We start from the raw sequence: 20,983 nt of genomic DNA on the forward strand, positions 1-20,983 counted from the left end.
CTTCTGGACGATGTAGATGAACTGCTGGGTGGGGTTGACGCTCTTGAGGACTTCGGCGCCGACGGCCTTGGCCTTGACGCGTTCGATGAAGTCCTTGACGATCTTGAAGTTGACGTCGGCCGAGAGGAGGGCGCGGCGGACTTCCTGGAGGCCCTCCTCGATGTTGCTTTCGGTCAGGCGCCCGCGGCCGGAGAGTTTCCGGAAAACGGCGCCGAGGGATTCCGTCAGGGATTCGAACATGGGGGCATTCTACGGACCGGAGGGGCGGAAGGCAAAGGCTGATCCGGCGCAACCGGGGGGCGCAGGGCGGGGTTGAATGGAAGGAGCGGGACGATCGGATGAATTGGAAAGGAGGAGGCGATGGGTCTTGGACGATGGGCCGGGGCGCTGGCCCTGGGGCTGGCGCTGGCGGTCGCGGCCGCGGCTCAGGAGGAGAAAAAGCAGGACAAGAAGCCCGGGCGTGCCTTGGGGCTTCCGACGCCGGCGGATCTGAAGGAGAAGGTTGCGTTCGACGACGAGCAGTGCAAGAAGGCGGACGAGGTTCTGGCCGGCTACAAGGACAAGATCGCCGAGCTTCAGAAGAAGATGAAGGAGACGCCGGAGGCGGACCGGAAGGCGGTGATGCAGGAGGTCAAGGCCCTGCGCGCCGAGGTTCTGGGGAAGCTCCGGGAGATCTGCAAGGACGACGAGCAGAAGAAGAAGTTCGACGAAGCGACGGCGCCGGTGAAGAAGAAGAAGGAAGGCGCCGGGTCGTAGCGGAAAACCGGGTCATCCGAAGGGCGCGCTCTCCGAACGCCGGGGGGCGCGCCTTTTTTTCTACACCGCCTCGCGGAAGGCGACGGGTTCCGGCTTGAGGTCCACGCGCTTGATGCGGGCGCCGAGGGCCGCCAGGCGCTTTTCGATCTGGTCGTAGCCGCGGTCGATGTGGTAGACGCGCTGAAGGAGCGTCTGTCCGCGGGCGGCCAGCGCCGCCACGAGAAGCCCTGCGCCGGCCCGGAGATCGCTCGCCATGACGGGAGCGCCGGAAAGTTCTTTGGGCGCGCCGATGACGATCGCGCTGGGACCTTCGCGGCGGATGTTGGCCCCCATGCGTCCGAGCTCGGGGACGTGGTTGAAGCGCTCGGGGTAGATGCGCTCGGTGATGATGGAGATGCCCTCGCCGCGGGTCATGAGGGCCATGAACTGGGCCTGCATGTCGGTGGGGAAGCCGGGGTAGGGGAGGGTGGCGACGCTGACGGGGCGGAAGAGGCCGTTTCCGATGACGCGGATCCAGTCGGGGCCGGTCTCGATGTGGACGCCGGCCTGGCGCATGCACTCGATGACGCACATGAGGTGGTCGGGGGTGCAGCGCTCGATCGAGACGTCTCCGCCGGTCATGGCGGCAGCGGCCATGAAGGTGCCGGCCTCGATGCGGTCGGGGATGACGTCCCAGACGGTTCCGTGGAGTTTGCGGACGCCGTGGACGGTGAGGCGGGGGCTTCCGATGCCGTCGATGCGGGCGCCCATGCGGACGAGGAGCCGGGCGAGTTCCTGGACTTCCGGCTCGCAGGCGGCGCATTCGATGACGGTGGTCCCGGGGGCCAGAACGGCGGCCATGAGGACGTTTTCGGTGCCGGTAACGGTGGAGCCGAAGGGGCCGCCGAGGTACATGGTGGCGCCCTGGAGGCGGCGGGCGGTGGCGATCACGTAGCCGTGTTCGACGGCGACGGAGGCGCCGAGGGCGGCCAGGCCCTTGAGGTGCAGGTCGATGGGGCGGTCGCCGATGGCGCATCCGCCGGGCATGGAGACTTCGGCGCGGCGGCGCTTGCCGACGAGGGGTCCCAGGACGCAGACGCTGGCGCGCATCTGCGAGACGAGCTCGTAAGGCGCGCGGCAGTTTTTCTCGCTGAGGACCTGAAGCGTCATCTCGTCCCCGCGGCGGTCCACGCGGACGCCGAGTTGCTGGAGGACGGAGACCATCGTCTTGATGTCGCGCAGGTCGGGAACGCGGCGAAGGACGAGTTTTCCGTCGGAAAGGAGCAGCGACGCCGCCATCATGGGGAGGGCGGCGTTTTTCGATCCGCGGACTTCCACGGAGCCGCGCAACGGGCGGCCCCCTTCGATGACGAAAGCGTCCATGAATGTCCCCCTCTCGCGTTCGTCATAATTTATAAATCATAAAATACAAAAAGCAAGGACCCTCGTCCGGATCTTCGCCCGGGGTCAGCGCGGAAGGCGCGCCTTCTGGGCGGAAGCGAGCGTCTTGAGTTCGGGGGTGGCTCCCGGGGCTCCGAGCGCCCGGTCGTACCACGCGGCGGCCGCCGCGGCGTCGCCCCGGCGGCGGTGGAGCTCGCCCACAAGGTACGCGGTTTCCGCGGCGGTTCGGGGGTCGAGCGCCCCCGATTCGAACGCGGCCGCGTAGGCGGCGCCCGCCTTCTCCTGGTAGGCGCGCTCCAGGGGAAGGGACGCGCGCAGGCGGGCGGCCGCCTGGGCCACCACGGAGTTTTCCGCCTCGTGCGGGGAAAGCGCCTCGAGCAGGCGCGCGGCGTCCGCGTTTTCCCCGTGGCGGCGGTAGAGCCAGGCGGCGAAGTAGAGCGCCAGCGCGCGCGGGGCGCCCACGGCTTTTCCGGCCCGGAGATCCGCCTCCAGCCGCGCGGCGGCCTCGAGCTCCAGCTCGGTCCGGTTGCGGCGGCCGACCTCGAGCGGCAGTCGGTGGAGCCCCGCGCGCTGGAGCAGGGCCTTCCACTCCTCGAAGTCGTCCAGGGCGGGGGCCCCCTGCTGCCGGGCGCTCCAGGAGGCGTAAAGGTACGCGCGCCCCACTTCGGCGGGCGGCGCCCCGCGGAGTCGAGCCGTCTGCGCCAGAAGATCGAACTTGACGTGGCCGGGGATCTCGTCCTGGCGCATCCCGCGCCGCAGCGGAACGGCCGGCTTGAGGCCCTCGCGAAGGCGCCGCCGCTCCTCGTCGGACAGCGCGGCCGAGAAATCCTTCTTGAGCCCCGCGAACCCGCAGGAGGGGCAGACCCAGGCCAGGAACTCCAGCGGCGTCGTCTTGAAGGCGTGCGGGCAGCCGTCCGCGTCGCGGCCGCCCCATGAATTGGTCGAGAGAATCTCCACCGCCGTGAACCGGAAACCGTCCACGGGGCAGAGCGCCTCGACCGATCGCTTTTCGTCCGCTCCGGCCGCTCCCAGGAGCGCCGCCGCGAGGATCGCCTTCATGCCCCGGCCTCCACGACCCGGTCGAACCCGTCGAGGTCCTTCAGTATATGGACGTCGCGGAAGCCGGAGCGTAAGGCGAGATCCGCGACGGCCGCGGTCTGATGGGGAGCGCACTCCACGAGGAGCCGCGGGGCGAAGGCGCGCGCTCCCGAGACGAGGCGCCGGAGGATCTCCATTCCGTCGGGTCCCCCGTCGAGGGCCAGGCGCGGCTCGTGCCGCACCTCGGGGGGAAGGGAGGCGAATTCCGGCGTCGCCACGTACGGCGGGTTGGAGATCACCAGGTCGTAGGACCCCGGCGCGAAAAGATCGGCCTGGACGAATTCGATCCGGTCGGCCACGCCGTGGCGGAGGGCGTTGCGGCGGGCGATCTCGAGGGCCCGCTCCGAGACGTCGGTGGCGACGCCGCGGGCGCCGCGGACGGCCAGGGTCACGGCCACGGCCCCGGATCCCGTGCCCACCTCGAGGAAGCGTCCGGGGACCCCGGCCGCCTCGGCCAGGGTTTCCGTGCTCGGGCGGGGGATGAGGACGGAGGGAGTGACTTCGAACTCCAGTCCGCAGAATTCCTCGGTGCCGACGATGTAGGCGACGGGCTCCCGCCGTTCGCCGCGTCGGGCGACCAGGCGCCGGAAGCGGGCTTCCTGTTCGCGGGTGAATTCAGGGGGCGGGGCGCCGAGCGCGGTTCGGAGCGGCCGCCCGGCGGCGAAAGCCGCCAGGAGCTTGACGTCGGGTTCGGGGTTCGCGATCCCCTGGTCGCGCAGGTATTTGGCCGCTTCGGTGAGAAGGTTCACGGTCCGGCGCGATCCGGTTCCGAGGGGGGTCCGGACGGCTTCTTGCCGAGGGCCTCCAGCTTCTTGCGGCGCTCGGCCTCCTGGAGTTTCCGGATCATCTCGTCCAGCTCTCCCTCCTTGAGGAAGGCGTCGAGCTGATGGACGGTGAAGCCGATCCGATGGTCGGTGATCCGGTTGTCGTGGAAGTTGTAGGTGCGGATCTTCTCGCTGCGGTCGCCGGTGCCCACCTGGGTGCGGCGGAGCTCGCGCCGCTCGCGGGCGCGCTGCTCCTCGTAGTGCTCGTAGAGGCGGGCCCGGAGCCAGCGCCAGGCCAGCTCCCGGTTACGCGTCTGGGAACGCTGATCCTGGCACTGCACGACGATCCCCGTGGGCAGGTGCGTCAGGCGCACGGCGCTCTGGGTCTTGTTGACGTGCTGGCCGCCGGGCCCGCCGGCCGAGTAGGTGTCCACGCGGACGTCTTCGGGCTTGATGTCGACTTCGACCTCTTCCGCCTCGGGGAGGACGGCCACCGTGGCGATCGAGGTATGGATGCGCCCGCTCGCCTCGGTTTTGGGCACGCGCTGGACGCGGTGGGCGCCGGTCTCGTACTTGAGGTGCTTGTAGACGTCCTCGCCCTCGATCGCGAGGGTTCCGTACTTGAGCCCCCCGAGGTCGGTGTGGACGACGTCCATGAGCTGGACCTGCCAGCCCTTGCGCTGGGCGTAGCGCATGTACATTTCGAGGAGCTCCCGGGCGAAGAGGCAGGCCTCCTCGCCTCCGACGCCGGGGCGGATTTCCACGATGACGCTCCGGGCGGCGTGCGGGTCGGCGGTGAGGGCGATCTCTTCGAGCTGGGCGATCAGTTCGGCCTCGCGCGTCTCGAGGGCGGCCACTTCGGCCCGGGCCTCGGCCTTGAGCTCCGGGTCTTCGAGGAGCGCCTGGGCCTCGCGCTTCTGTTTCTGGACCCGTTCCAGCTCGCGATAAGGGGCGACCACGCGCTGGAGCTGGCCGCGCTCCTTCATGAGGGCGGCGTAGCGGGCGGGCTGGGAGGCCACGGCGGGATCGGCGAGGAGTCGTTCGATTTCCTCGAAGCGGTCGACCTTCTGGCGGATCTGCTCAAGCATGGAGTATCCCCGGGGAGGGGAGAAGCGGGGTTACGGATTCCGGGCCGGCCCTTCCTGCGGGTTGGCGGGGGCGGGGCCGGCGGGTTTGGGGGTGCCGAGCGTGGCGGCGATCGTCTGTTGGGCGCGGGTGGCCTGCGTCTTGGCCGGCGCCGCGGGCTTCCGGGAGGCGGGCTTGGCGGCGGTTTCCTTGGCCTTCTGGGCGGCCTGGCCCTGCCATTTGCGCTGGAACTTCTCGACCATGCCGGCGGTGTCCACGAACTTCTGCTTGCCCGTGTAGAACGGATGGCAGTTCGAGCAGACCTCGACGGCGATACGCTCCTTGGTCGAGCGGGTCTTGAAGGTGTTCCCGCAGCCGCAGACGACGGTCGCCTCTTTGTATTCGGGGTGAATGCCCTTCTTCATGGGGTGGGGAAGATAGCACACGGCCCCGTCGAAATCAACAAAAAGGGCCCTGAAGCGCGGCCCCCGGGAGGGGGCCGCGCTCAGGGCGACCAGGGGAGGATCAGTGCGCGCGACGTACGCCGCGGACGATAAGGGACCGGGCCGGCGGCGGGAGGATCGTGGTTTTGCCGTCGTACTCGATCTGAACGCTTCCTCCGACCGTGAGGTCGGGCTCTACGATGCTTCCCGTGGAGACGAGGGAGCCCGGGGTATCGGTGGCGTTGACGGCCAGGAGGGCGCCCTGGAGCGTGTAGTTGCCGCGGGCCTCGATCTGCTCGTTGGCCAGGACGACGCCCTGGTACTGCACGGTGCCGGCCGAGCCCGTTCCACGCAGCCGGACGTCCCCGTTGGCGACGAGGAGCGTGTTGGAGGAATTGCCGTCGGGTTTCTTCCAGGGGACGAACTTGCTGTTGCCGCCCAGGTGGACGTGGCCATCCACGATCAGGGTCATTTCGTAGGGGGAGGAGCTTCCGGCTCCGGTCATTTTGAAATCGCCTTCGACGTAGTAGATGCGCGGCGGGACGGAGGCGCCGCCGCTGATCGTCCAGGTGTAGCGGCCGGTGGTGCCGTCCACCGAGCCGGTGAAGGGGTACGTGGCGTCGGTTGCGGCCACCCGGTTTCCCGCCGCGTCCACCCTGTAGAACCGGCCGTCGCGGCCCAGGATGACGACCCAGTCCCGGTATTCGTATTCGGCGGAGATGTAGTCGGTGACGTTGACGCGGTCGATCGGCAGAGCGGGCTGGTTGGAGCGGATGCCGCCGGGGGGCGGATTGCTCATCGTGATCGAGGCGGTGCCGCTGGCGGTGACGGACTGGGAGACTTCGGCCTGGGCGCTGCCGTTGCCCGTGACATTTTCGTTGGAATGGACCAGGCCCTTGGCTCCGCGGATCTTGAAGGCGCCCTGGAGGTTGATCGAGCCGTTCGAGAGGACCGCGCCGGGCGGCTCCGGGTCTTTGCGCGGGTACTCCACGGTCGCGGTGATCTGCCGCTGGGTGCCGTCGCGGAGCGTGGCGGTCACGGTGACGTGGACGGTCCGATCGCCGTCGATGGCGGGGTCCCGCTGAGCCTGGCCGGCGTCCTCGGGATTCTCGACTTCCCAGCGGTCTCCGTCGCCGTCCTCGTCCATCCCGTCGCCGTGCTCGTCGTCGTTGTCGATCATGACGACGTGGTAGGCGCCCTTGCCGAACGGGATGTTGACGGCCAGGAACTCCCGGAAGTCGGAGGGGATGAGGGTGTTGTCGGTGGAATCGGGGCTGTAGGATCGGAAGGCGGGATCTCTCTGGAGGTCTTCGAAGTACTCCTGCCGGACATGGGAAAGGCGGGTGAGCCTCCAGGGGTTGATGGGCGAGAGCCCGCCCTCGGAGAGAGCTCCGGAACCCGGTCCCGGAGCCTGTCCGGAAAGCTCTTCTTCGAGCTGGCGGCAGTAGGCCAGGGCGTCGTTCCAGGCGTCCGGGTTGGCGTTGCGCCAGTGGAGGAGGGCGCGTCGCGCCCGCTCGAAGCCGGCTTCGCAGATGAGGAGGGCCTCGTCCGCCTGGAGGGCCGCGTGCTGGGCGCGGGTCCGGAAGAGCGTCAGGGACAGGAAGGCGCCTCCGAGGCCCACGACGAGGACCACCACGATCGTCGAAGTCAGGAGAGCGCTCCCACGGATGCGCGCGTGCCGGTTGTTCGTCATCGCTGCCTCCTCTCGCGCGGGACCCGGGAGGCCGAACGGACCGGGGAGAACGGCGCTCGCCGGAGGGGTCGGAGAAAAACGTCCCGGCGGCGGGCGGCATCCCCCGCCTTCCCTCCTCAAGTCCTCTGTCTCTTGTATAACCCATTGTCAATGTAATCAGCGCAAAAATTTTGGGTTACCGGGCGGAGCGGAGGGGTGAAGGGACGCGGAGGAATTACTGTTCCTGCGACCGCTTCCACCAGTCGGACCAGCGCTCGTGGTCCAGGCCGATGGACTGTCCGGTGATGCCGCGGAGGGCCCGGCTGGCCGCCTGCTGCATGTTCGGATCGGGGTCGAGCAGCCAGTCGATGAGCACCGGAACCGCCTTGCGGAGCCTGAGGGTCTTGGCGGTTTCGGCGAGCTGAACCCTCGGCCAGTAATCGCGCTCGAGAGCCAGGCGCTCCACGATCTGGTCCTCGAGATCGCGCGCCTCGACCGTGGCCAGCCCCAGCGCCGCATGGGCCCGCACGAGAGGCTCCTCGGCCACGAGGAGCCTCGAGAAAAGCGGGGTCAACGTCTTGTTCGTGGACTTGGCCAGGGCGGCCACGAGATCCACGCGCGTTTCGCCGCGCGCGCGCTCCACGGCCTCGCCGAGGACGCGCAGGAGATCCTCGCCGCGGCCCTGCTTCTCGGCCAGGGTCGAAAGCGAGAGAATCGCCTGGCCTCGGACGGAACGGTCGGCGTCGAGACACAGCTCGGAGAGAGCGTCGAAGGCGTCCGGATCGTTGAGGCGTTCGAGGGCCGCGGCGGCGGCCGCGCGCACGCCCGGCTGGGCGTCCTTCAGGAGCGGCCGGACGAGGGCGGCGCGTCCGGGCTCGCCGAACTCGCCCAGAAGGCGCGCCGCCTCGGCGCGCACGTCCCCCGCGGGGTGGCGCAGGAGCTTCTCGAGCGCCGGAAGGGCCGCCTTGTCCTTCTTCTCGAGGAGGGCCGCCGAAACGGCGGGGCGGATCTCGGCGTCCGCGCGCGCCAGGAGGTCGGTCAGGAAGGCGGCCGGGTCGGCGCGGCCCTCGGCGGCCTGAAGGATCATCTCCTTCCGGCGCTCGGGCGTGGCGTCCTTGAGGCGGGCCTCGAAAGGATCGGTCTTGGCGGAGGAGCGGTTCGATGCTTCGGAGGAAGGATTTCCGGAGGGTTCGGAGGTCCGGGCGGCGGCCGGCGCCTCGCCGACCGGCGACGGCTTGGGGACGACCCGCGCGGGCTCGCCCAGGCTGCGGAGCTTGACGAATTCGATCCGCTCAATCTGATCCCGCCGAATGATCATCTCGCCGGCCGACATGCGCAGGACGATCTTGGAACCGTCCTGGCGGACGAGATGGCCGTCCAGGAAGTTCCCGTTGCGGAGATGGACCCGGTGGAAGCGGACGTCGTCCCTGGAGCCGTCCTGGCCGAGGGCGGGGCGCGCCAGGAGAACGAACGCGCCCACCAGGAATCCCGCGACGCCGGCGAAGGCGCCCCTCACTGGACCCTCCGGACGCTGCGGACGATGAGGGCGCGGGCCGGCGGCGGGAGGATCGTGCTCTTGCCGTCGTACGTGATCGTGACGCTGCCGCCCACGGTGAGATCCGGCTCGACGGTGCTTCCGGTGGAGACGAGCGAGCCCGGCGTGTCCGTGGCGTTGACGGCGATGAGCGAGCCCTCCAGCGTGTAGTTTCCGCGCGCTTCAACCTGTTCGTTGGCCAGGACGACCCCTTGGTACTGGACGGTGCCGGACGTGCCCGTTCCGCGAAGTTGGACGTCCCCATTGGCGATCACAAGCGTGTTTGAGGAGCTTCCGTCCGGCTTTTTCCACGGGGCGAATTTGCTGTTGCCGCCCAGATGGACGTGGCCGTCCACGATCAGCGTCATTTCGTAGGGCGAAGTATTGCCCTGGCCGGTCATCTTGAAATCGCCCTCGACGAAGTAGATCCGCGGAGGAACCGAGCCTCTGCCGCTGATCGTCCAGGTGGAGCGGCCGGTCTGGCTGTCGACGGATCGGGAAAACGGATAGGTCGCATCGGTGGCCGGGACGCGGTTGCCGGCGGCGTCGATTTTATAGAAGCCGCCGTTTCGGCCCAGGATGACGATGGCCGACCGATTTTCATACGTGGGGGAGAGGTAATAAGAGAGATCCACCCGATCGATCGGAATGGGGGGCTGATTGGAATTGATCCCGCCGGGAGGGCGATTGCTCATCGTGATCGAGGCGGTACCGCTGGCGTTGATGGATTGCTGAACCACCGCCTGGGCGCTTCCATTCCCTCGCACGTCCTCGTTGGCCTGAACCATTCCCTTCGCGCCGAGGATCTGAAAAGCTCCCTGGAGGTTGATCGTTCCGTTGGAGAGCACCGCGCCGGGCGGCACCGGGTTGGTCGACGGATATTCGACGAAAGAGACGATCTGCCGCTGGGTGCCGTCCCGGAGCGTGGCCGTGACGATCAGGAAGACCGAGCGGTCCCCGTCGATCGCGGGATCCCGGTTGGCGGCCGCCTGTTCCGCCGGGGTGTCCGGGTTCCAGCGATCTCCATCGCCGTCGTCGTCCACTCCGTTTCCGTGCACGTCGTCGTTGTCCACCATCACGATATGATAGGCCCCTTTGTTGAAGGGGAAATTCCGGCCGAGGAGATCCTTGTAGTTAGAGGGCACGACGGTGTTATTGGACGCGTCGGGGCTGTAGGTACGGAACCGGGAGTCTTTCTTGAGGGCCTCGAAGTATTCCTGCTTGATGTAGGGAAGGCTCGTGAGCTTCCAGCTCACGATGGGGGAAAGGGACGGGGAGGATCCGCCCCCGGGCCCCTGAAACGAACCTTGCATGGAAGACGTGGTGGTCTGGGAGGGATCGCTCACCGTTCCGGAGAGCTGCTGTTCCAGATCGCGGCAGTACTGGAGCAGCTCGTTCCATGCGGAAGCGTCGCGGTTGCGCCATTCGACCAGGGCCCGGCGGGCCATCTCGAGTCCCGCCTCGCACACGGTCATGGCCTCGTCCGCCAGGATGGCGGAATGCTGAGCCCGGGATCGAGAAAGGGTCAGAGAGAGAAAAGCGCCCCCGAGGCCCACGACAAGCACCACAATGATGGTGGAGGTGAGCAGGGCGCTGCCCCGGCGGCGTTCGCGCGCGTTTTTCCGCATGGTGTTCCTCCCCGATCGAGCGCTGTTTCTCATGGCTGATCGTTCCTGAAGTAGATCATTTCCGTAGCCCGCCGCACCATGAAGTTCTTGCCCGTGTCGTCCCACGTGCCGTGGTGGACGGTGACGCGGATTCCCGCGGAATTGGTTCCGGGCGTCGCGCTGGTGATGGTGGCTCCGCTTGCGTCCACGTAGCGGAAGAGCCAATCCCGGTCGGCCGGAGTCGCGGCCGAGCCGTCGAAGTCGCCGTTAAACCGGCCGGAGGAGGCGACCGCCAGCATCGCCTGATCGCTCAGGACGGACCGGCGTTCCACGAGTCCCGTGGCGGCCAGGACGTACTGAACGATCTTGCCCCGGACGAAGGTGTCGTTGCGGTCTCCGTCCCGGTTGACGTCGAGATTCGCGACGCGGGTCTGGAGCACCGGCAGGAGCGGGAGCCCCGCCGTATTGGTCGCCTGGGCCGTGATGGGGGCCGAGGAGCTTTCCCGGATGGCCAAATCCGCCTCGAACCGCAGGACGCAGGTTTTCCCCACGCCGGAGGGATCGTTGTAGCCGGAAGCGACCGAGTAACCGAACTGGACCTGGCCGGCGGCGTTCTGGCTGACGGGGATCTGGTACCGAAGAAGCGTATTGAAGGAGGAAAGGTCCGAAAAGCGCGCGGTCATGAACTGAGATTTGCAGAAGTCGATGAACGCACGCCCCCGCGTCTCGAGGTCGGACCCGATCGTCCCTTTGGCGGCCGTTCCGGAGGCGGCGATCATGACGCTGAGGGTCATGAGCACGACCAGCACGAGGATGATCGAAGCGATCGAGACCTCGAGAAGGCTCATCCCCGCCCGGCGGCGTCGCGGCGTTCGGCTCATGGCGAGTACATGCTCCTCATGGAGTACTGGGAGGGACCCCGGACGCCGACCCACTGGATCGTGACTTCGACGTCGATGAGGTTGGCGTTCGTCGGGACGCCGCCGGGGCCCAGGTTGCGGATCCGCGCCAGGCCGTGGCGCCCGCCGTTGGTCTTCGGAGGATTGAGTCCTTCGACGGTAAAGGGCTGATAAAGGGACGAGGAGGGGTTGGAGACCTCGGTCCAGGGCCGCACGCGGAGCTCCTCGAGCTTCGTGGCGGCGGCGTGTTTGGCCACGTCCAGCTCGCGCGTGTATTCCTTGGCCCGGACGGTGTGCAGGATCATGCTCACCGCGCCGAAAAGGGCGATCGCGACCACTCCGAGGGCGACCATGAGTTCCATCAGGGTCAGGCCCCGGCGGTGTCGGGGCGGGCGGAAGGTCGCGGCGGCCGGCTCGTTCATCAGAGTCATCTTCATTCGGGCTCCAGGATACTATAACCCATTTGCAATGGGATCAGCGGAGAAATCCGAGCGGACGGCGCGGAGGGCGGGCTACCGCTTGGGCTTGTTCTCTTCCCACCAGGTGCGCCAAGGGGCCGGATCGGCCCCCAGGTTCTGGCCGGTGATCGTCCGGAGCGCCCGGAGCGACGAGACCCGGACTTCGACGTCGGAGTCCTCCAGCCATTCGATGAGCGTCTCGGTCGCGTCGCGAAGGACGAGCTTCTGCACCGCCTGGGCCAGGGCGACCCGCACGGCGCGGTCCTGCTCGACGGGAAGGCGCGCCACAAGGGCCGGGCCCGAATCGCGTCCCCCGAGGGTTCCGAGGGCGGTGACGGCGGCCGCGCGCACGTCGGCGTCGTCGTGATCGAGGTATCGGACGAGCGTGGTCCAGACGCGCGGCTGCCCGGTGTGTCCCAGGGAGGCGAGGACGTCCAGAAGCGCGGCTCCTTGCGCGCGCTCCGCCGCCGTCTCCAAGGTCGTGCTCAAGAGATCTCCCATGTCGTGTCGCCGCGCCAGGTCGGCCAGGGCTCCGAGCGCGCGCGTGCGGACTTCCCGGTCGGGGTCCGCCGCCAGCGGGGCCAGCGCGTCGAACGCGTCGCGGTCGCCGATCGTCTGGAGGCCCGACACCGCCGCGGCGCGCACGGACGGATCCGGGTCCCGCAGGAGCAGCGTGAGACGCGGGGCGGCTTCCGCTCCGGCGATGGAGGTCACCAGATGGATCGCGTTCTGGCGGACGAGGGCGCTCGGGCTTTCAAGCTGCCGGTAAAGGACGGGGACGCTCCGCGGGTCCCGCAGGGACTCGAGCGCGTTGACGACATAGACGAGGATCTCGCGGTCCACCTTTTCCATGAGGCTTGCCAGATAGGGGGCGGTCTCGCCGCCGAGCTCCACGAGGCGCTGAACGATCGGGTCGCGCTGCTCCGGGTCGGACCGTTCGAGCTGACGGAGGAGAGGGTCCACCTGTTCGCGCGTCTCCGGGCGGGGGCTGAAGAGGGAGTCGGGCGTGCGGGGGCCCGCCGTTCGCGGGGGACCGGGGGGCGGCGTGGGCGGACGGGACGCCGGCGGGCGGGCAAAGGGGTCGCGGCGGCCGGCGGGATCGTCCTTGGGCGGCGGGGACGGACGACGGGGCGGCGTCAGCTCCTCGGCCTTCTCGCCGACGCTCCGGAGCTTGATGGCCTCGATGCGCTCGATCTGGTCTGCGGCGATGCGCATCTCGCCGAACTTCATCTTGAGGACCACTTCTCGGGAGGTCTGCTGGACGATGAGTCCGTCGAGGAAGTTGCCGTTCTTGAGGTGGACGCGCTGGAAGCGGACTTCGGTGCGGTCTTCCTGAGGGGAGGCGAGAGATCCGGAGAGGACCAGCCCGATCCAGAGCGCCCCGGTCTCGAACATGGTTCCGTCCTCCCTGGGAATCCCGACTTTTAAGGATAGCCTGCGTCCGGCGGGATCGCAAATCTTATCGGAGACGGCCGCGCCGGGCGGGTCCTTTCAAACTTTCCCGCCGATTTCCGGGAAAATCGTGTATCTATGAGACGAGGGTAGAAAGGGAAGGTGCGACCGTGCGGGTTCGACGCGGTTGGGGAGGGAGTTCCGGCCTCTCGCTGATCGAGGTCATGATCTCGATCACGGTGCTGGCGTTCGTCCTTCTGGCGTTCCTCGGGATCATGCACAGCTCCAGCCAGCTGAGCGCTTCTTCGGAAGAGATGCGGCTGGCGATCGTGGATCTCCAGGCGGCGATCGAGGACACGTTCGCCGAACCCTTCGGCGCGGCCTTTCTGACGAACTTTCCGAACGGCTACCCGCAGCCCGTCGTCGTGGGCGGCGAAACCCGGCCGAACCCGGCGACCCATCGTTTCGCCAAGTACTGGGATCACAGCGGCAATCGCCGGGTTCTGAGAAACGAGCGCGTCTGGATGGTGCATCGCGCCTGGGGAGGCAATACGGCGGCCGACCCCGACTGGCTGGAATACGAGATCGTGATGACCTTTACCAACCATAAAGGACTGCCCCAGCGCGAAAGCGTGGTTCTGCGGAGGTCCAAGTGAAGGCACGGCGGCGGGACGGGGGCTTTACGTTTCTGGAGGCGATCATCGTCCTGGCGATTACGGCGGTGGTCGTGGCCGGGACCTACGCGGTGATCGTGGCCACGGTGCGCGGGGACGAGAACCTTCGCGCCCGCATGAAGCTGCAGCTCGAAGCGATCCGCACGCTCCAGGAGCTGACCAGCCTTCTTAAGACATCGGGTCCGGCGGACTTGAACCGCAACGGCATCCGTGACGCGGACGAACCGCCGCTTTTCGTTCAGGACGGAAATCCGTGGTCGGGCTCTTTGTCCGCCCTGAACACGGATAATCCCGCCGTTGTTTATGGAAGTCCGGATCCCTACGGCTATGGAGGACGCAGCGTCGAGATGGCGTTCATGCTTCCCGGGCCGGCCGACCCGAGCGATCCGCGCGGTCGTCCCGTGGGGTCCGACGGGTTCACCCGGTGGGGATCCCAGGGGGTTCCGGGAAGGACGGACGTCTACGCCGTCGTGCTCGTTCCCGACCCGGAGGCGCGCACCGCCGCGCAGCGGCAGGATCCTGCGCGCAACGAGCTTCAGCTCCGGGAATACGATGCCTCCTCCCCGCGGACGCTCCTGCGGAGCCGAACCATGGCCCGAGGGGTCGAGCGGATCGTCTTCCAGTCGTCCGGCCCCGCGACCCAGCTTCTGACGGGGGCGTATCCCACCTCCCCCGAGTTCGCCAACGACCCGGAGCTCGGACAGCCCCTGGGTCTTCATCAGATCCGCGTCACGCTCTGGATGCGGAGCGTCGACATGCAGGGGCGGCTGCTCCGGATGCGGCAGTCCAGCACGGTGAATCTGCGGTCGATCGACCGATAGTTTTAAGGAGCGGATCCATGAGGTATCGCCGGCACGTCCGGGAACGCGGTCTGTCGCTGATCGCGATGCTCCTCATCGTCGTGCTCGTCGGCGGCGTCGCGTCGGCCTTCATGGTGATCAGCACGAACCAGTCGCGGGCCGTGACGGTGATGCGCGACAAGATGCGGGCCACCTACCTGGCCGAGGCCACCGTCGAGGAGGTGGTCAACATGCTCCGCACCGCGTATGCCAACGGCGTCTTCCGGGGCGCGGACAGCATGCAGAGCGCCACGTTCACGATCAACGGCCGCCAGGTGACGTACCGGCAGCTGCCGTCTCCGCCGCCGACCTCCTCCGGCGAGCCCGCGCGGCCGAGGTTCCAGATCCGTCCCTCCCGCCCTCAGGACCGCGTCTTCATCGGCGGCGTCCCCGGCGACTATGTGGCGACCAAATATAACGAGCTGCGGCCGCAAGGCGGAGCGACGTCCGAGGCGGAGGTCTATTTCGAGATCGAGTCGGAAGTGCGTCTCGGAAACTCGCTCGGCTACGTCATCCGCAACGTGGAGCTGGAGGCGATTTCGCTCTTCAACTTCCTGGTCTTCTACGGAAGCTCGAACATGGATCTCGAGTTCCTGCCCGGTCCCGCCTGGACGGGCACGGGCAAGATCCACACGAACGCGGATCTTTACATCGCGGCGGGCACGAGCATCGATCTCTACACCACGTCCGTTCAGGCGGCCGGGGAGATCTACCGGCATCGCAAGGACAACGGTTCGTACACACAGAACGGCGGCCCTGTTCGCATCCGCTCCATGGACGGCAGGACGAGCGTGACGTGGGGCACCAGTTTGGAAAGCGCGACCGACAACGGCGCGGCTCCCCCGACGGACAATCCGAATTGGCCCAACGACTCGGCCGCCCTTCAGGCCCTGGGCGTGAAGAGCCGCACCACGGGGGCCACGCGCCTGGAAATTCCCAGCCCGGGATCCATCCTTCCCCCGACGTCCTGGGAGCCCCAGGGAGGGCATTTCTACAGGGAGGCGGCCAACCCTTCGGCCGGCTCGAACGGGTTGGTGATCGTCACCGACAGCGCCGGAAGAACCCGCGCGCTCTTCAACGACGGCCGCGGGCAGCGGGACGTGACCTCGACCCTCGTCACGGCCGGCGCCTTGACGACGAGCGCGATCTCGGATACCCGTGAATCGAAGACGGCCCAGGTGCCCGTCACGGTCGTGGACATGCAGAAGCTCGTGCAATCCGGCTATTATCCGAGCAACGGGGTTCTGTACGCCTACCGCGAAAGGAACCCCCTGCCGCCCGGTCCCGACCAGCCCCCGACGCCGCCCGCCGTTCCCGAGGGAGTTCTGATCAAGAACGGCAAGGAGCTGGGCAACGGCGGCGTCACGATCGCCTCCAACGGCCCCGTCTACGTCCAGGGAGACTTCAACGCCCCCACGAATCCCGCCCGGAAGCAGCCGGCGGCCGTCATCGCCGACGCGGTAAACCTCCTTTCGAACGCCTGGGACAACAGCAAGCCCGTCAACGGCAGCCGGATTCCCACGGCGTCCGACACCACCTACAACATGGCCATCATCACAGGTCAGGTGCCTACGCCCGACGGGGGCGGAGCTTACAGCGGCGGGTGGGAGAACCTCCCCCGATTCCATGAGAACTGGAGCGGAAAGCGGTGCACCATCCGCGGGTCCTTCATCAACCTCTGGCGAAGCTACATCGCCGACGGCCTCTGGGGGCAGTCGGGCGTTTATGTGCCTCCCAACCGGGACTGGAACTTCGACACGGACTTCGCCGATCCGGAAAAGCCCAAGCCTCCGGGTTTCCTGAACGTGATCTCGACGGGACGCACCGTGTACGAGGAGATGTACCGCTTCGTGCGGACGGCGAGCGGCGGCTTGCCCTGACCCGCGCGTCTTCCGCGGCCCCGGCCGGCCCCTCGCCGGTCCGGGGCCGTTTTCCTTTGCGGACGTTTCCCGGGATATAATCTCCACCGGGGGCGCCCTTCCGGAGATCCGAAAGCGCATGGCGGAGCAGGATACCGCGTTCCGGCCCGGAGCCAGCCAGTTTCCCCAGACCGCGTGGACCCTGATCGCGCGTCTTCGGGATCCCCGCGACCCGCGCGCTCAGGCCTACCTGAACCGGATGGTGGAGCTGTACTGGCGGCCGGTGTACAAATACATCCGCATCGCCTGGCAGCGCTCCAACGAGGACGCCAAGGACCTCACCCAGGCGTTCTTCGTCCATCTCCTGGAGGGCAGCCTCCTCGAGCGCGCCGCTCCCGAGCGCGGCAACTTCCGCAAGCTGCTTTTGACTTCTCTTCGGAACTTCCTGGCCAACGACGCCCGCGCCGCCCACGCCGCCAAGCGCGGCGGCGGCCGCCTGCCGATCTCCCTGGACGCGGAAGACGGCGATCCCTCCTGGGCGTCCGATCCGGCCGATCCCCAGGCGGCCTTCGAAGCCCAGTGGGCGCGCGAGCTTCTCGAGCGCGCGATCGACGCCCTCCGCCGCTCGTGCCGCCCCCAGGTCTTCGCCGCCTTCCGCCGGTTCCACCTCGAGGACGCCTCCGTCCGTGAAATCGCCCGCGAGATGGGGGAAACCGAAACCCAGGTGGCCCATCACCTCCAGGATGCCCGCGCCGAGCTTCGCCGCATCGTCACCGAGGAGATCCGCCGCTACGTGGCCGACGAGGCGGAGATCGGCCGGGAGCTGGACGCCCTCTTCCGGGGATGGCGCTCATGAAGGTGGATCCGCGCGCCTTCCGCGGCCTCTCGCGGTTTCTCGCGCCGGCGGCCGGCGGACCTCTGGCCGATCGCGCGCTGGCCGAGGGCCGGATCACCCCCGCGCAGCTCGAGGAATGCATCCGCGAGCAGGACCGCACGGGCCGTCCGCTCGACGAGCTTCTGATCGAGCGCGGGTACCTCACCGCGGAGGAGGCGGCGCGGCTGCGGCAGCCGGCGCTGCCTCCGGAGGCGGCCCGCGCCGCGGAGGATCCGGCGCGGCTGGTGGGGCATTACATCCTGACGGAGGTCCTGGGCGCCGGCGGCATGGCGGAGGTCTGGAAAGCGTGGGACCGGTCGCTCGGCCGCTGGGTGGCGATCAAGTTCCTCAAGGACCACGTGGGCCATCAGACTCAGCGCCTGGAGCGGGAGGGCCGCATGGCCGGCCGTCTCTCGCACCCGGGAATCATCTCGATCTTCGAACGAGGCCGCCACGGGGACCGGGCCTATCTCGTGATGCCCTACGTCGAAGGGGCCCCGCCGCGGCCGCCGCTGGCGCCCCGCGAGGCCGCGCGCCTGGCCTGGGAGGTCGCTCAGGCCCTGGCGTATGCTCATGCGCAGGGGGTCATCCACCGGGACGTCAAGCCCGCCAACATCCTCGTCGAAAAGACCGGCCGCGCGGTCCTGGCCGATTTCGGACTGGCGATCGCCGGCGGATCGGGAGCCTCGCTCTGGGCCGTCTCGGGGACGCCCGAGTACGCCAGTCCGGAGCAGATCCGCGGCGAGGCGCTCGACGCCCGCACGGACGTCTATTCGCTGGGCGCGACGCTCTATCACCTGCTGACGGGGCGGCCGCCTTTTTCGGGGCGCGACGCGGACGAGATCGGCCGCAAGGTTTTGGAGGCGCGGCCGGCGCCGCTTCGCGGGGTGCCCGCGCGCCTCCGGCGGATCGTCGAACGGGCCATGGAGCGCGACCGGGCCCGGCGCTATCCGGGGATGGCCGAGATGGCCGGGGATCTGCGGCGGTACCTCGAGGGGGCGGATCGGTCCCGGCTCACGTGGAAGGCGTGGGCGGCGGTCCTGGCGGCGGGGATTCTCCCGTGGGCGGTGGCGGGGGGGATCCTCTGGCGGGGGCGCGCCGAGACGCGGGAAGCCGAAGTCCGTTCGATGCTCGACGAAGCCCGCGGCGAGCTGGCGCGGGTGGAGGCGCTCCTCGCCTCGGCGGAGACGGCGGACGCGGACCGGATCCGCAGCGCCGCGTACAGCGCGGCGGCGCTTTTCCGGTATGCGGCCAAAATCGCCGGGAGGGAGCTCCCGGAGGCGTCCGCCGGAATCGGTCGCTGCTACGAGCTGACGGGCCAGGAGTCCTTGGCGGAGGAGGAATACCGCAAGGCCGAGCGGGACGTGCCGGAGGGGGCAATCGGTCTGGCGCGGATCTGGCTGCGCCGTCACCTGGAGGGCCGCCGGGAGATGGACTGGCTGGGGATGGCCCGGGGGCGTCTGGAGCGCGCCCGTCCCGGCAAGGGAGATCCGGCGGAAGCGCTTCTCCTCTACGCCTCGGGACGCAAAGAAGAGGCGCTGCGGGCGGGTTCGGCGGCGCTTGCCAAGGCATCGGGGGACGATCTTCTGCTTCTCGTGCTGGGCGTCGCGGCGTGCGACCTGGGGCGGTGGGAGGAGGCGGCGGCGCGGCTGGGGCGGGCGGTCGAGCTTCGGCCGGGGCAGGCGATCCTCCGGTATTACCACGGTGTGGCGCTGGCCGGGAAGGGCGACCGCGCCGGGGCCCGCGAAGCCTTCGCGCAGGCGATCCAGGCGGCGCCGCCGGGATGGCTTCTTCTGGCCGAAGCGGAGCGCCGGCGGGCGGAGCTCGGCCGGTAGCTACAGGCGGGCGCGTTCGTACTCCAGAAGATCCGCCAGGGTGCGCCGAAGAGGGATTTCCGCTCTCCAGCCGGTCGCTTCCCGGAACTTCGCGGCGTTTCCGGAAAGAAGCGTGGGTTCTCCGTGCCGGCCGCGGACCCGCAGGCGGAGGCGGGCGAGCGAAAGAAAGATCCGGACGATCTCTTCCACGGAGAAGGCCCGGCCGCCCGTCACGTTGTAGATTTCGCCCGGTCGGGCGCGTTCGGCGGCCAGCCGGTAGGCGCGGACCATGTCCCGCACGTCGAAGAAATCCCGCCGCGGCGCCAGATCCTGCACTTCGAGGATCGGCGGCCGGCGGCCCGCCTCGGCCTGGGCGACTTGCCGGGCGATCCGGGGGCAGAGGTAATCGGGGGACTGGCCCGGTCCGGTGTGGTTGAAGGGGCGAAGGATGACGGCGTCCGGCCGCGCGGCGCGCGCCAGCGCCTCGGCGCAGAGCTTGCTCGCCGCGTAGGGGTTCGGAGGATGGAGGGGGGCCGACTCGTCCACGCGGCGGGGCGGGAAGCCGTAGACCTGGCAGGAGCTGGCCAGGATGAAGCGTTCGGCGCGGGCGTGGCGGGCCAGGCGCGCGGTGCCGACCGCGTTGGCCCGGTAGGTCTCGCCGGCGGCGCGCAGGGACGCCGCCGGGCGCGCGAATCCGGCCAGGTGGAAGACCGCCTCGACGCGCGGAAGGCGGCGCAGGGAGAGCGTCGCCAGGTCGCCCTGGACGTCGGCCGGACCGCGGCGGTCGAGCGTGTGGACCTTCCAGCCTTCTTCGCGAAGGGCGGCGACCAGCCAGCGGCCCACGAAGCCGCCGGCGCCGGTGACGAGGGCGGAACGGCTCAACGGCGCAGCCTCTCCAGATCCGCGTCCACCATCATGCGCACGAGTTCGGGAAAGGAGACTTCGGGCTTCCAGCCCAGCTTCCGGCGGGCCTTGGCGGGGTTGCTGAGGAGGGTATGGACGTCGGCGGGGCGCAAGAGGTCCTTGTCCACGACGACGTATTTTTTCCAGTCCAGCCCCACGTGATCGAAGGCGAGCTCGCAGAATTCCCGGACGGTATGGTTCTCGCCGGTGCCCACGACGAAGTCCTCGGGTTCGTCCTGCTGGAGCATGAGCCACATGGCGCGCACGTAGTCGCCGGCGAAGCCCCAGTCGCGCCGCGCCTCGAGGTTGCCCAGGCGCAGCTCCTTTTGCAGTCCCCGCTTGATGGCGGCGACCCCGTGGGAGATCTTGCGGGTGACGAATTCCATTCCGCGGCGGGGGGACTCATGGTTGAAGAGAATCCCGCTGACGGCGTAGAGACCGTAGGACTCGCGATAGTTCACCGTGATGAAGTGTCCGTAGACCTTGGCCACGCCGTAGGGGCTGCGCGGGTGGAACGGGGTCTTTTCCGTCTGGGGCGTTTCCTGCACCTTGCCGAACATTTCGCTCGAAGAGGCCTGGTAGAAGCGGATCTTCCGGTCCACGAGCCGGATCGCCTCGAGGACGCGCGTGACGCCCAGGGCGGTGAACTCTCCGGTGAGGACGGGCTGGACCCAGGAGGTCGGCACGAAGGATTGAGCGGCGAGGTTGTAGACCTCCTGCGGCCGGACCTCCTTGAGGAGCTCGATGAGGGAAAGCTGATCGAGCAGATCGGCCTGGTGGAGGCGGAGGCGGTCGCGGAGGTGAGCGATCCGCTCGAAATTCTCGGTGGAGGCCCGCCGGACCATGCCGTGGACCTCGTAGCCTTTCTCGAGGAGAAACTCCGCCAGATACGACCCGTCCTGGCCGGTGATGCCGGTGATGAGGGCTCGCTTCATGGGCGCGGATTATAGCG

The 20,983-nt window shown here is 68.5% G+C and carries 20 protein-coding genes; 6 read left to right on the forward strand and 14 right to left on the reverse strand.

What is annotated here, in order from left to right; genetic code table 11:
• Nucleotides 1-240 (reverse strand): signal recognition particle receptor subunit alpha (locus tag VNO22_02730; GenBank protein ID HXG60267.1); only part of this gene is annotated, 240 nt, incomplete at its 3' end.
• Nucleotides 241-360: 120 nt separating this feature from the next.
• Here VNO22_02730 and VNO22_02735 point away from each other — a divergent pair.
• Entirely contained in the window at nt 361-756 is a 396-nt protein-coding gene (locus VNO22_02735) for a hypothetical protein (GenBank protein HXG60268.1), read from the forward strand.
• Nucleotides 757-816: 60 nt separating this feature from the next.
• Here VNO22_02735 and murA read toward each other — a convergent pair whose 3' ends face one another.
• The 11 genes from murA to VNO22_02790 all read right to left on the reverse strand — a co-directional run bounded on the left by murA (nt 817) and on the right by VNO22_02790 (nt 13,071).
• Entirely contained in the window at nt 817-2,118 is a 1,302-nt protein-coding gene (gene murA / locus VNO22_02740) for a UDP-N-acetylglucosamine 1-carboxyvinyltransferase (GenBank protein HXG60269.1), read from the reverse strand.
• An 84-nt stretch (nt 2,119-2,202) separates the two neighbouring features.
• Nucleotides 2,203-3,195 carry a DUF2225 domain-containing protein gene (locus tag VNO22_02745; protein HXG60270.1) on the reverse strand — a complete coding sequence of 331 codons (993 nt, stop codon included), beginning with the start codon at nt 3,193-3,195 and terminating at the stop codon, nt 2,203-2,205.
• The gene (gene prmC, locus VNO22_02750; protein HXG60271.1) at nt 3,192-3,983 is read right to left on the reverse strand and encodes a peptide chain release factor N(5)-glutamine methyltransferase; all 792 of its coding nucleotides are present in this window, start codon (nt 3,981-3,983) and stop codon (nt 3,192-3,194) included. The genes VNO22_02745 and prmC overlap by 4 nt, the downstream gene beginning before the upstream one ends.
• Nucleotides 3,980-5,086, reverse strand: a complete 1,107-nt coding sequence (gene prfA, locus VNO22_02755; protein ID HXG60272.1) for a peptide chain release factor 1 — start codon at nt 5,084-5,086, stop codon at nt 3,980-3,982. Before prfA ends, prmC begins: the two co-directional genes overlap by 4 nt.
• Nucleotides 5,087-5,116: 30 nt before the next feature.
• Nucleotides 5,117-5,509, reverse strand: a complete 393-nt coding sequence (gene rpmE, locus VNO22_02760; protein ID HXG60273.1) for a 50S ribosomal protein L31 — start codon at nt 5,507-5,509, stop codon at nt 5,117-5,119.
• A gap of 79 nt (nt 5,510-5,588) precedes the next feature.
• A complete protein-coding gene (locus VNO22_02765; protein HXG60274.1) occupies nt 5,589-7,199 on the reverse strand; it encodes a hypothetical protein in 1,611 nt (536 codons plus the stop codon).
• A gap of 214 nt (nt 7,200-7,413) precedes the next feature.
• Nucleotides 7,414-8,694: a HEAT repeat domain-containing protein gene (locus VNO22_02770; protein ID HXG60275.1), complete on the reverse strand. Its 1,281-nt coding sequence runs from the start codon at nt 8,692-8,694 to the stop codon at nt 7,414-7,416.
• The gene (locus VNO22_02775) at nt 8,691-10,340 is read right to left on the reverse strand and encodes a hypothetical protein (protein HXG60276.1); all 1,650 of its coding nucleotides are present in this window, start codon (nt 10,338-10,340) and stop codon (nt 8,691-8,693) included. Before VNO22_02775 ends, VNO22_02770 begins: the two co-directional genes overlap by 4 nt.
• A gap of 29 nt (nt 10,341-10,369) precedes the next feature.
• A complete protein-coding gene (locus tag VNO22_02780; protein ID HXG60277.1) occupies nt 10,370-11,200 on the reverse strand; it encodes a hypothetical protein in 831 nt (276 codons plus the stop codon).
• Nucleotides 11,197-11,655, reverse strand: coding sequence for a prepilin-type N-terminal cleavage/methylation domain-containing protein (locus VNO22_02785; protein HXG60278.1), 459 nt, complete (start codon nt 11,653-11,655; stop codon nt 11,197-11,199). Before VNO22_02785 ends, VNO22_02780 begins: the two co-directional genes overlap by 4 nt.
• Nucleotides 11,656-11,730: 75 nt before the next feature.
• Complete coding sequence (locus VNO22_02790) at nt 11,731-13,071, reverse strand: HEAT repeat domain-containing protein (protein ID HXG60279.1); 1,341 nt, start codon at nt 13,069-13,071, stop codon at nt 11,731-11,733.
• 167 nt (nt 13,072-13,238) lie between these two features.
• Between VNO22_02790 and VNO22_02795 the strand changes: the two genes are divergently transcribed.
• From VNO22_02795 to VNO22_02815, 5 genes are all read left to right on the forward strand, one after another.
• The gene (locus VNO22_02795; GenBank protein ID HXG60280.1) at nt 13,239-13,724 is read left to right on the forward strand and encodes a prepilin-type N-terminal cleavage/methylation domain-containing protein; all 486 of its coding nucleotides are present in this window, start codon (nt 13,239-13,241) and stop codon (nt 13,722-13,724) included.
• Nucleotides 13,721-14,563, forward strand: coding sequence for a prepilin-type N-terminal cleavage/methylation domain-containing protein (locus VNO22_02800; protein ID HXG60281.1), 843 nt, complete (start codon nt 13,721-13,723; stop codon nt 14,561-14,563). The genes VNO22_02795 and VNO22_02800 overlap by 4 nt, the downstream gene beginning before the upstream one ends.
• 17 nt (nt 14,564-14,580) lie before the next feature.
• Nucleotides 14,581-16,461 (forward strand): hypothetical protein, encoded by a 1,881-nt coding sequence (locus VNO22_02805; protein HXG60282.1) that lies wholly within the window; start codon nt 14,581-14,583, stop codon nt 16,459-16,461.
• 118 nt (nt 16,462-16,579) lie between these two features.
• The gene (locus VNO22_02810) at nt 16,580-17,296 is read left to right on the forward strand and encodes a sigma-70 family RNA polymerase sigma factor (protein ID HXG60283.1); all 717 of its coding nucleotides are present in this window, start codon (nt 16,580-16,582) and stop codon (nt 17,294-17,296) included.
• Nucleotides 17,293-19,149, forward strand: coding sequence for a protein kinase (locus VNO22_02815; GenBank protein ID HXG60284.1), 1,857 nt, complete (start codon nt 17,293-17,295; stop codon nt 19,147-19,149). Before VNO22_02810 ends, VNO22_02815 begins: the two co-directional genes overlap by 4 nt.
• On the opposite strand, the gene VNO22_02820 is transcribed toward VNO22_02815, so the two are convergent.
• Nucleotides 19,150-20,010: an NAD-dependent epimerase/dehydratase family protein gene (locus tag VNO22_02820; GenBank protein HXG60285.1), complete on the reverse strand. Its 861-nt coding sequence runs from the start codon at nt 20,008-20,010 to the stop codon at nt 19,150-19,152.
• Nucleotides 20,007-20,966 (reverse strand): GDP-mannose 4,6-dehydratase, encoded by a 960-nt coding sequence (gene gmd / locus VNO22_02825; protein ID HXG60286.1) that lies wholly within the window; start codon nt 20,964-20,966, stop codon nt 20,007-20,009. Before gmd ends, VNO22_02820 begins: the two co-directional genes overlap by 4 nt.
• Nucleotides 20,967-20,983: the final 17 nt, after the last annotated feature.

The sequence above is a fragment of the Planctomycetota bacterium genome (genome assembly GCA_035574235.1).
GTDB lineage: Bacteria > Planctomycetota > MHYJ01 > MHYJ01 > JACPRB01 > DATLZA01.

What these genes read in the sequence shown, in the direction of transcription:
- VNO22_02735 (HXG60268.1), top strand. Translation starts at nt 361, where the DNA reads ATGGGTCTTGGACGATGGGCCGGGGCGCTGGCCCTGGGGCTGGCGCTG.
- VNO22_02810 (HXG60283.1), top strand. Translation starts at nt 16,580, where the DNA reads ATGGCGGAGCAGGATACCGCGTTCCGGCCCGGAGCCAGCCAGTTTCCC.
- VNO22_02815 (HXG60284.1), top strand. Translation starts at nt 17,293, where the DNA reads ATGAAGGTGGATCCGCGCGCCTTCCGCGGCCTCTCGCGGTTTCTCGCG.
- VNO22_02745 (HXG60270.1), bottom strand. Translation starts at nt 3,195, where the DNA reads ATGAAGGCGATCCTCGCGGCGGCGCTCCTGGGAGCGGCCGGAGCGGAC.
- VNO22_02775 (HXG60276.1), bottom strand. Translation starts at nt 10,340, where the DNA reads ATGCGGAAAAACGCGCGCGAACGCCGCCGGGGCAGCGCCCTGCTCACC.
- VNO22_02765 (HXG60274.1), bottom strand. Translation starts at nt 7,199, where the DNA reads ATGACGAACAACCGGCACGCGCGCATCCGTGGGAGCGCTCTCCTGACT.
- murA (HXG60269.1), bottom strand. Translation starts at nt 2,118, where the DNA reads ATGGACGCTTTCGTCATCGAAGGGGGCCGCCCGTTGCGCGGCTCCGTG.
- VNO22_02785 (HXG60278.1), bottom strand. Translation starts at nt 11,655, where the DNA reads ATGAAGATGACTCTGATGAACGAGCCGGCCGCCGCGACCTTCCGCCCG.
- VNO22_02790 (HXG60279.1), bottom strand. Translation starts at nt 13,071, where the DNA reads ATGTTCGAGACCGGGGCGCTCTGGATCGGGCTGGTCCTCTCCGGATCT.
- gmd (HXG60286.1), bottom strand. Translation starts at nt 20,966, where the DNA reads ATGAAGCGAGCCCTCATCACCGGCATCACCGGCCAGGACGGGTCGTAT.
- prfA (HXG60272.1), bottom strand. Translation starts at nt 5,086, where the DNA reads ATGCTTGAGCAGATCCGCCAGAAGGTCGACCGCTTCGAGGAAATCGAA.
- VNO22_02780 (HXG60277.1), bottom strand. Translation starts at nt 11,200, where the DNA reads ATGAGCCGAACGCCGCGACGCCGCCGGGCGGGGATGAGCCTTCTCGAG.
- VNO22_02805 (HXG60282.1), top strand. Translation starts at nt 14,581, where the DNA reads ATGAGGTATCGCCGGCACGTCCGGGAACGCGGTCTGTCGCTGATCGCG.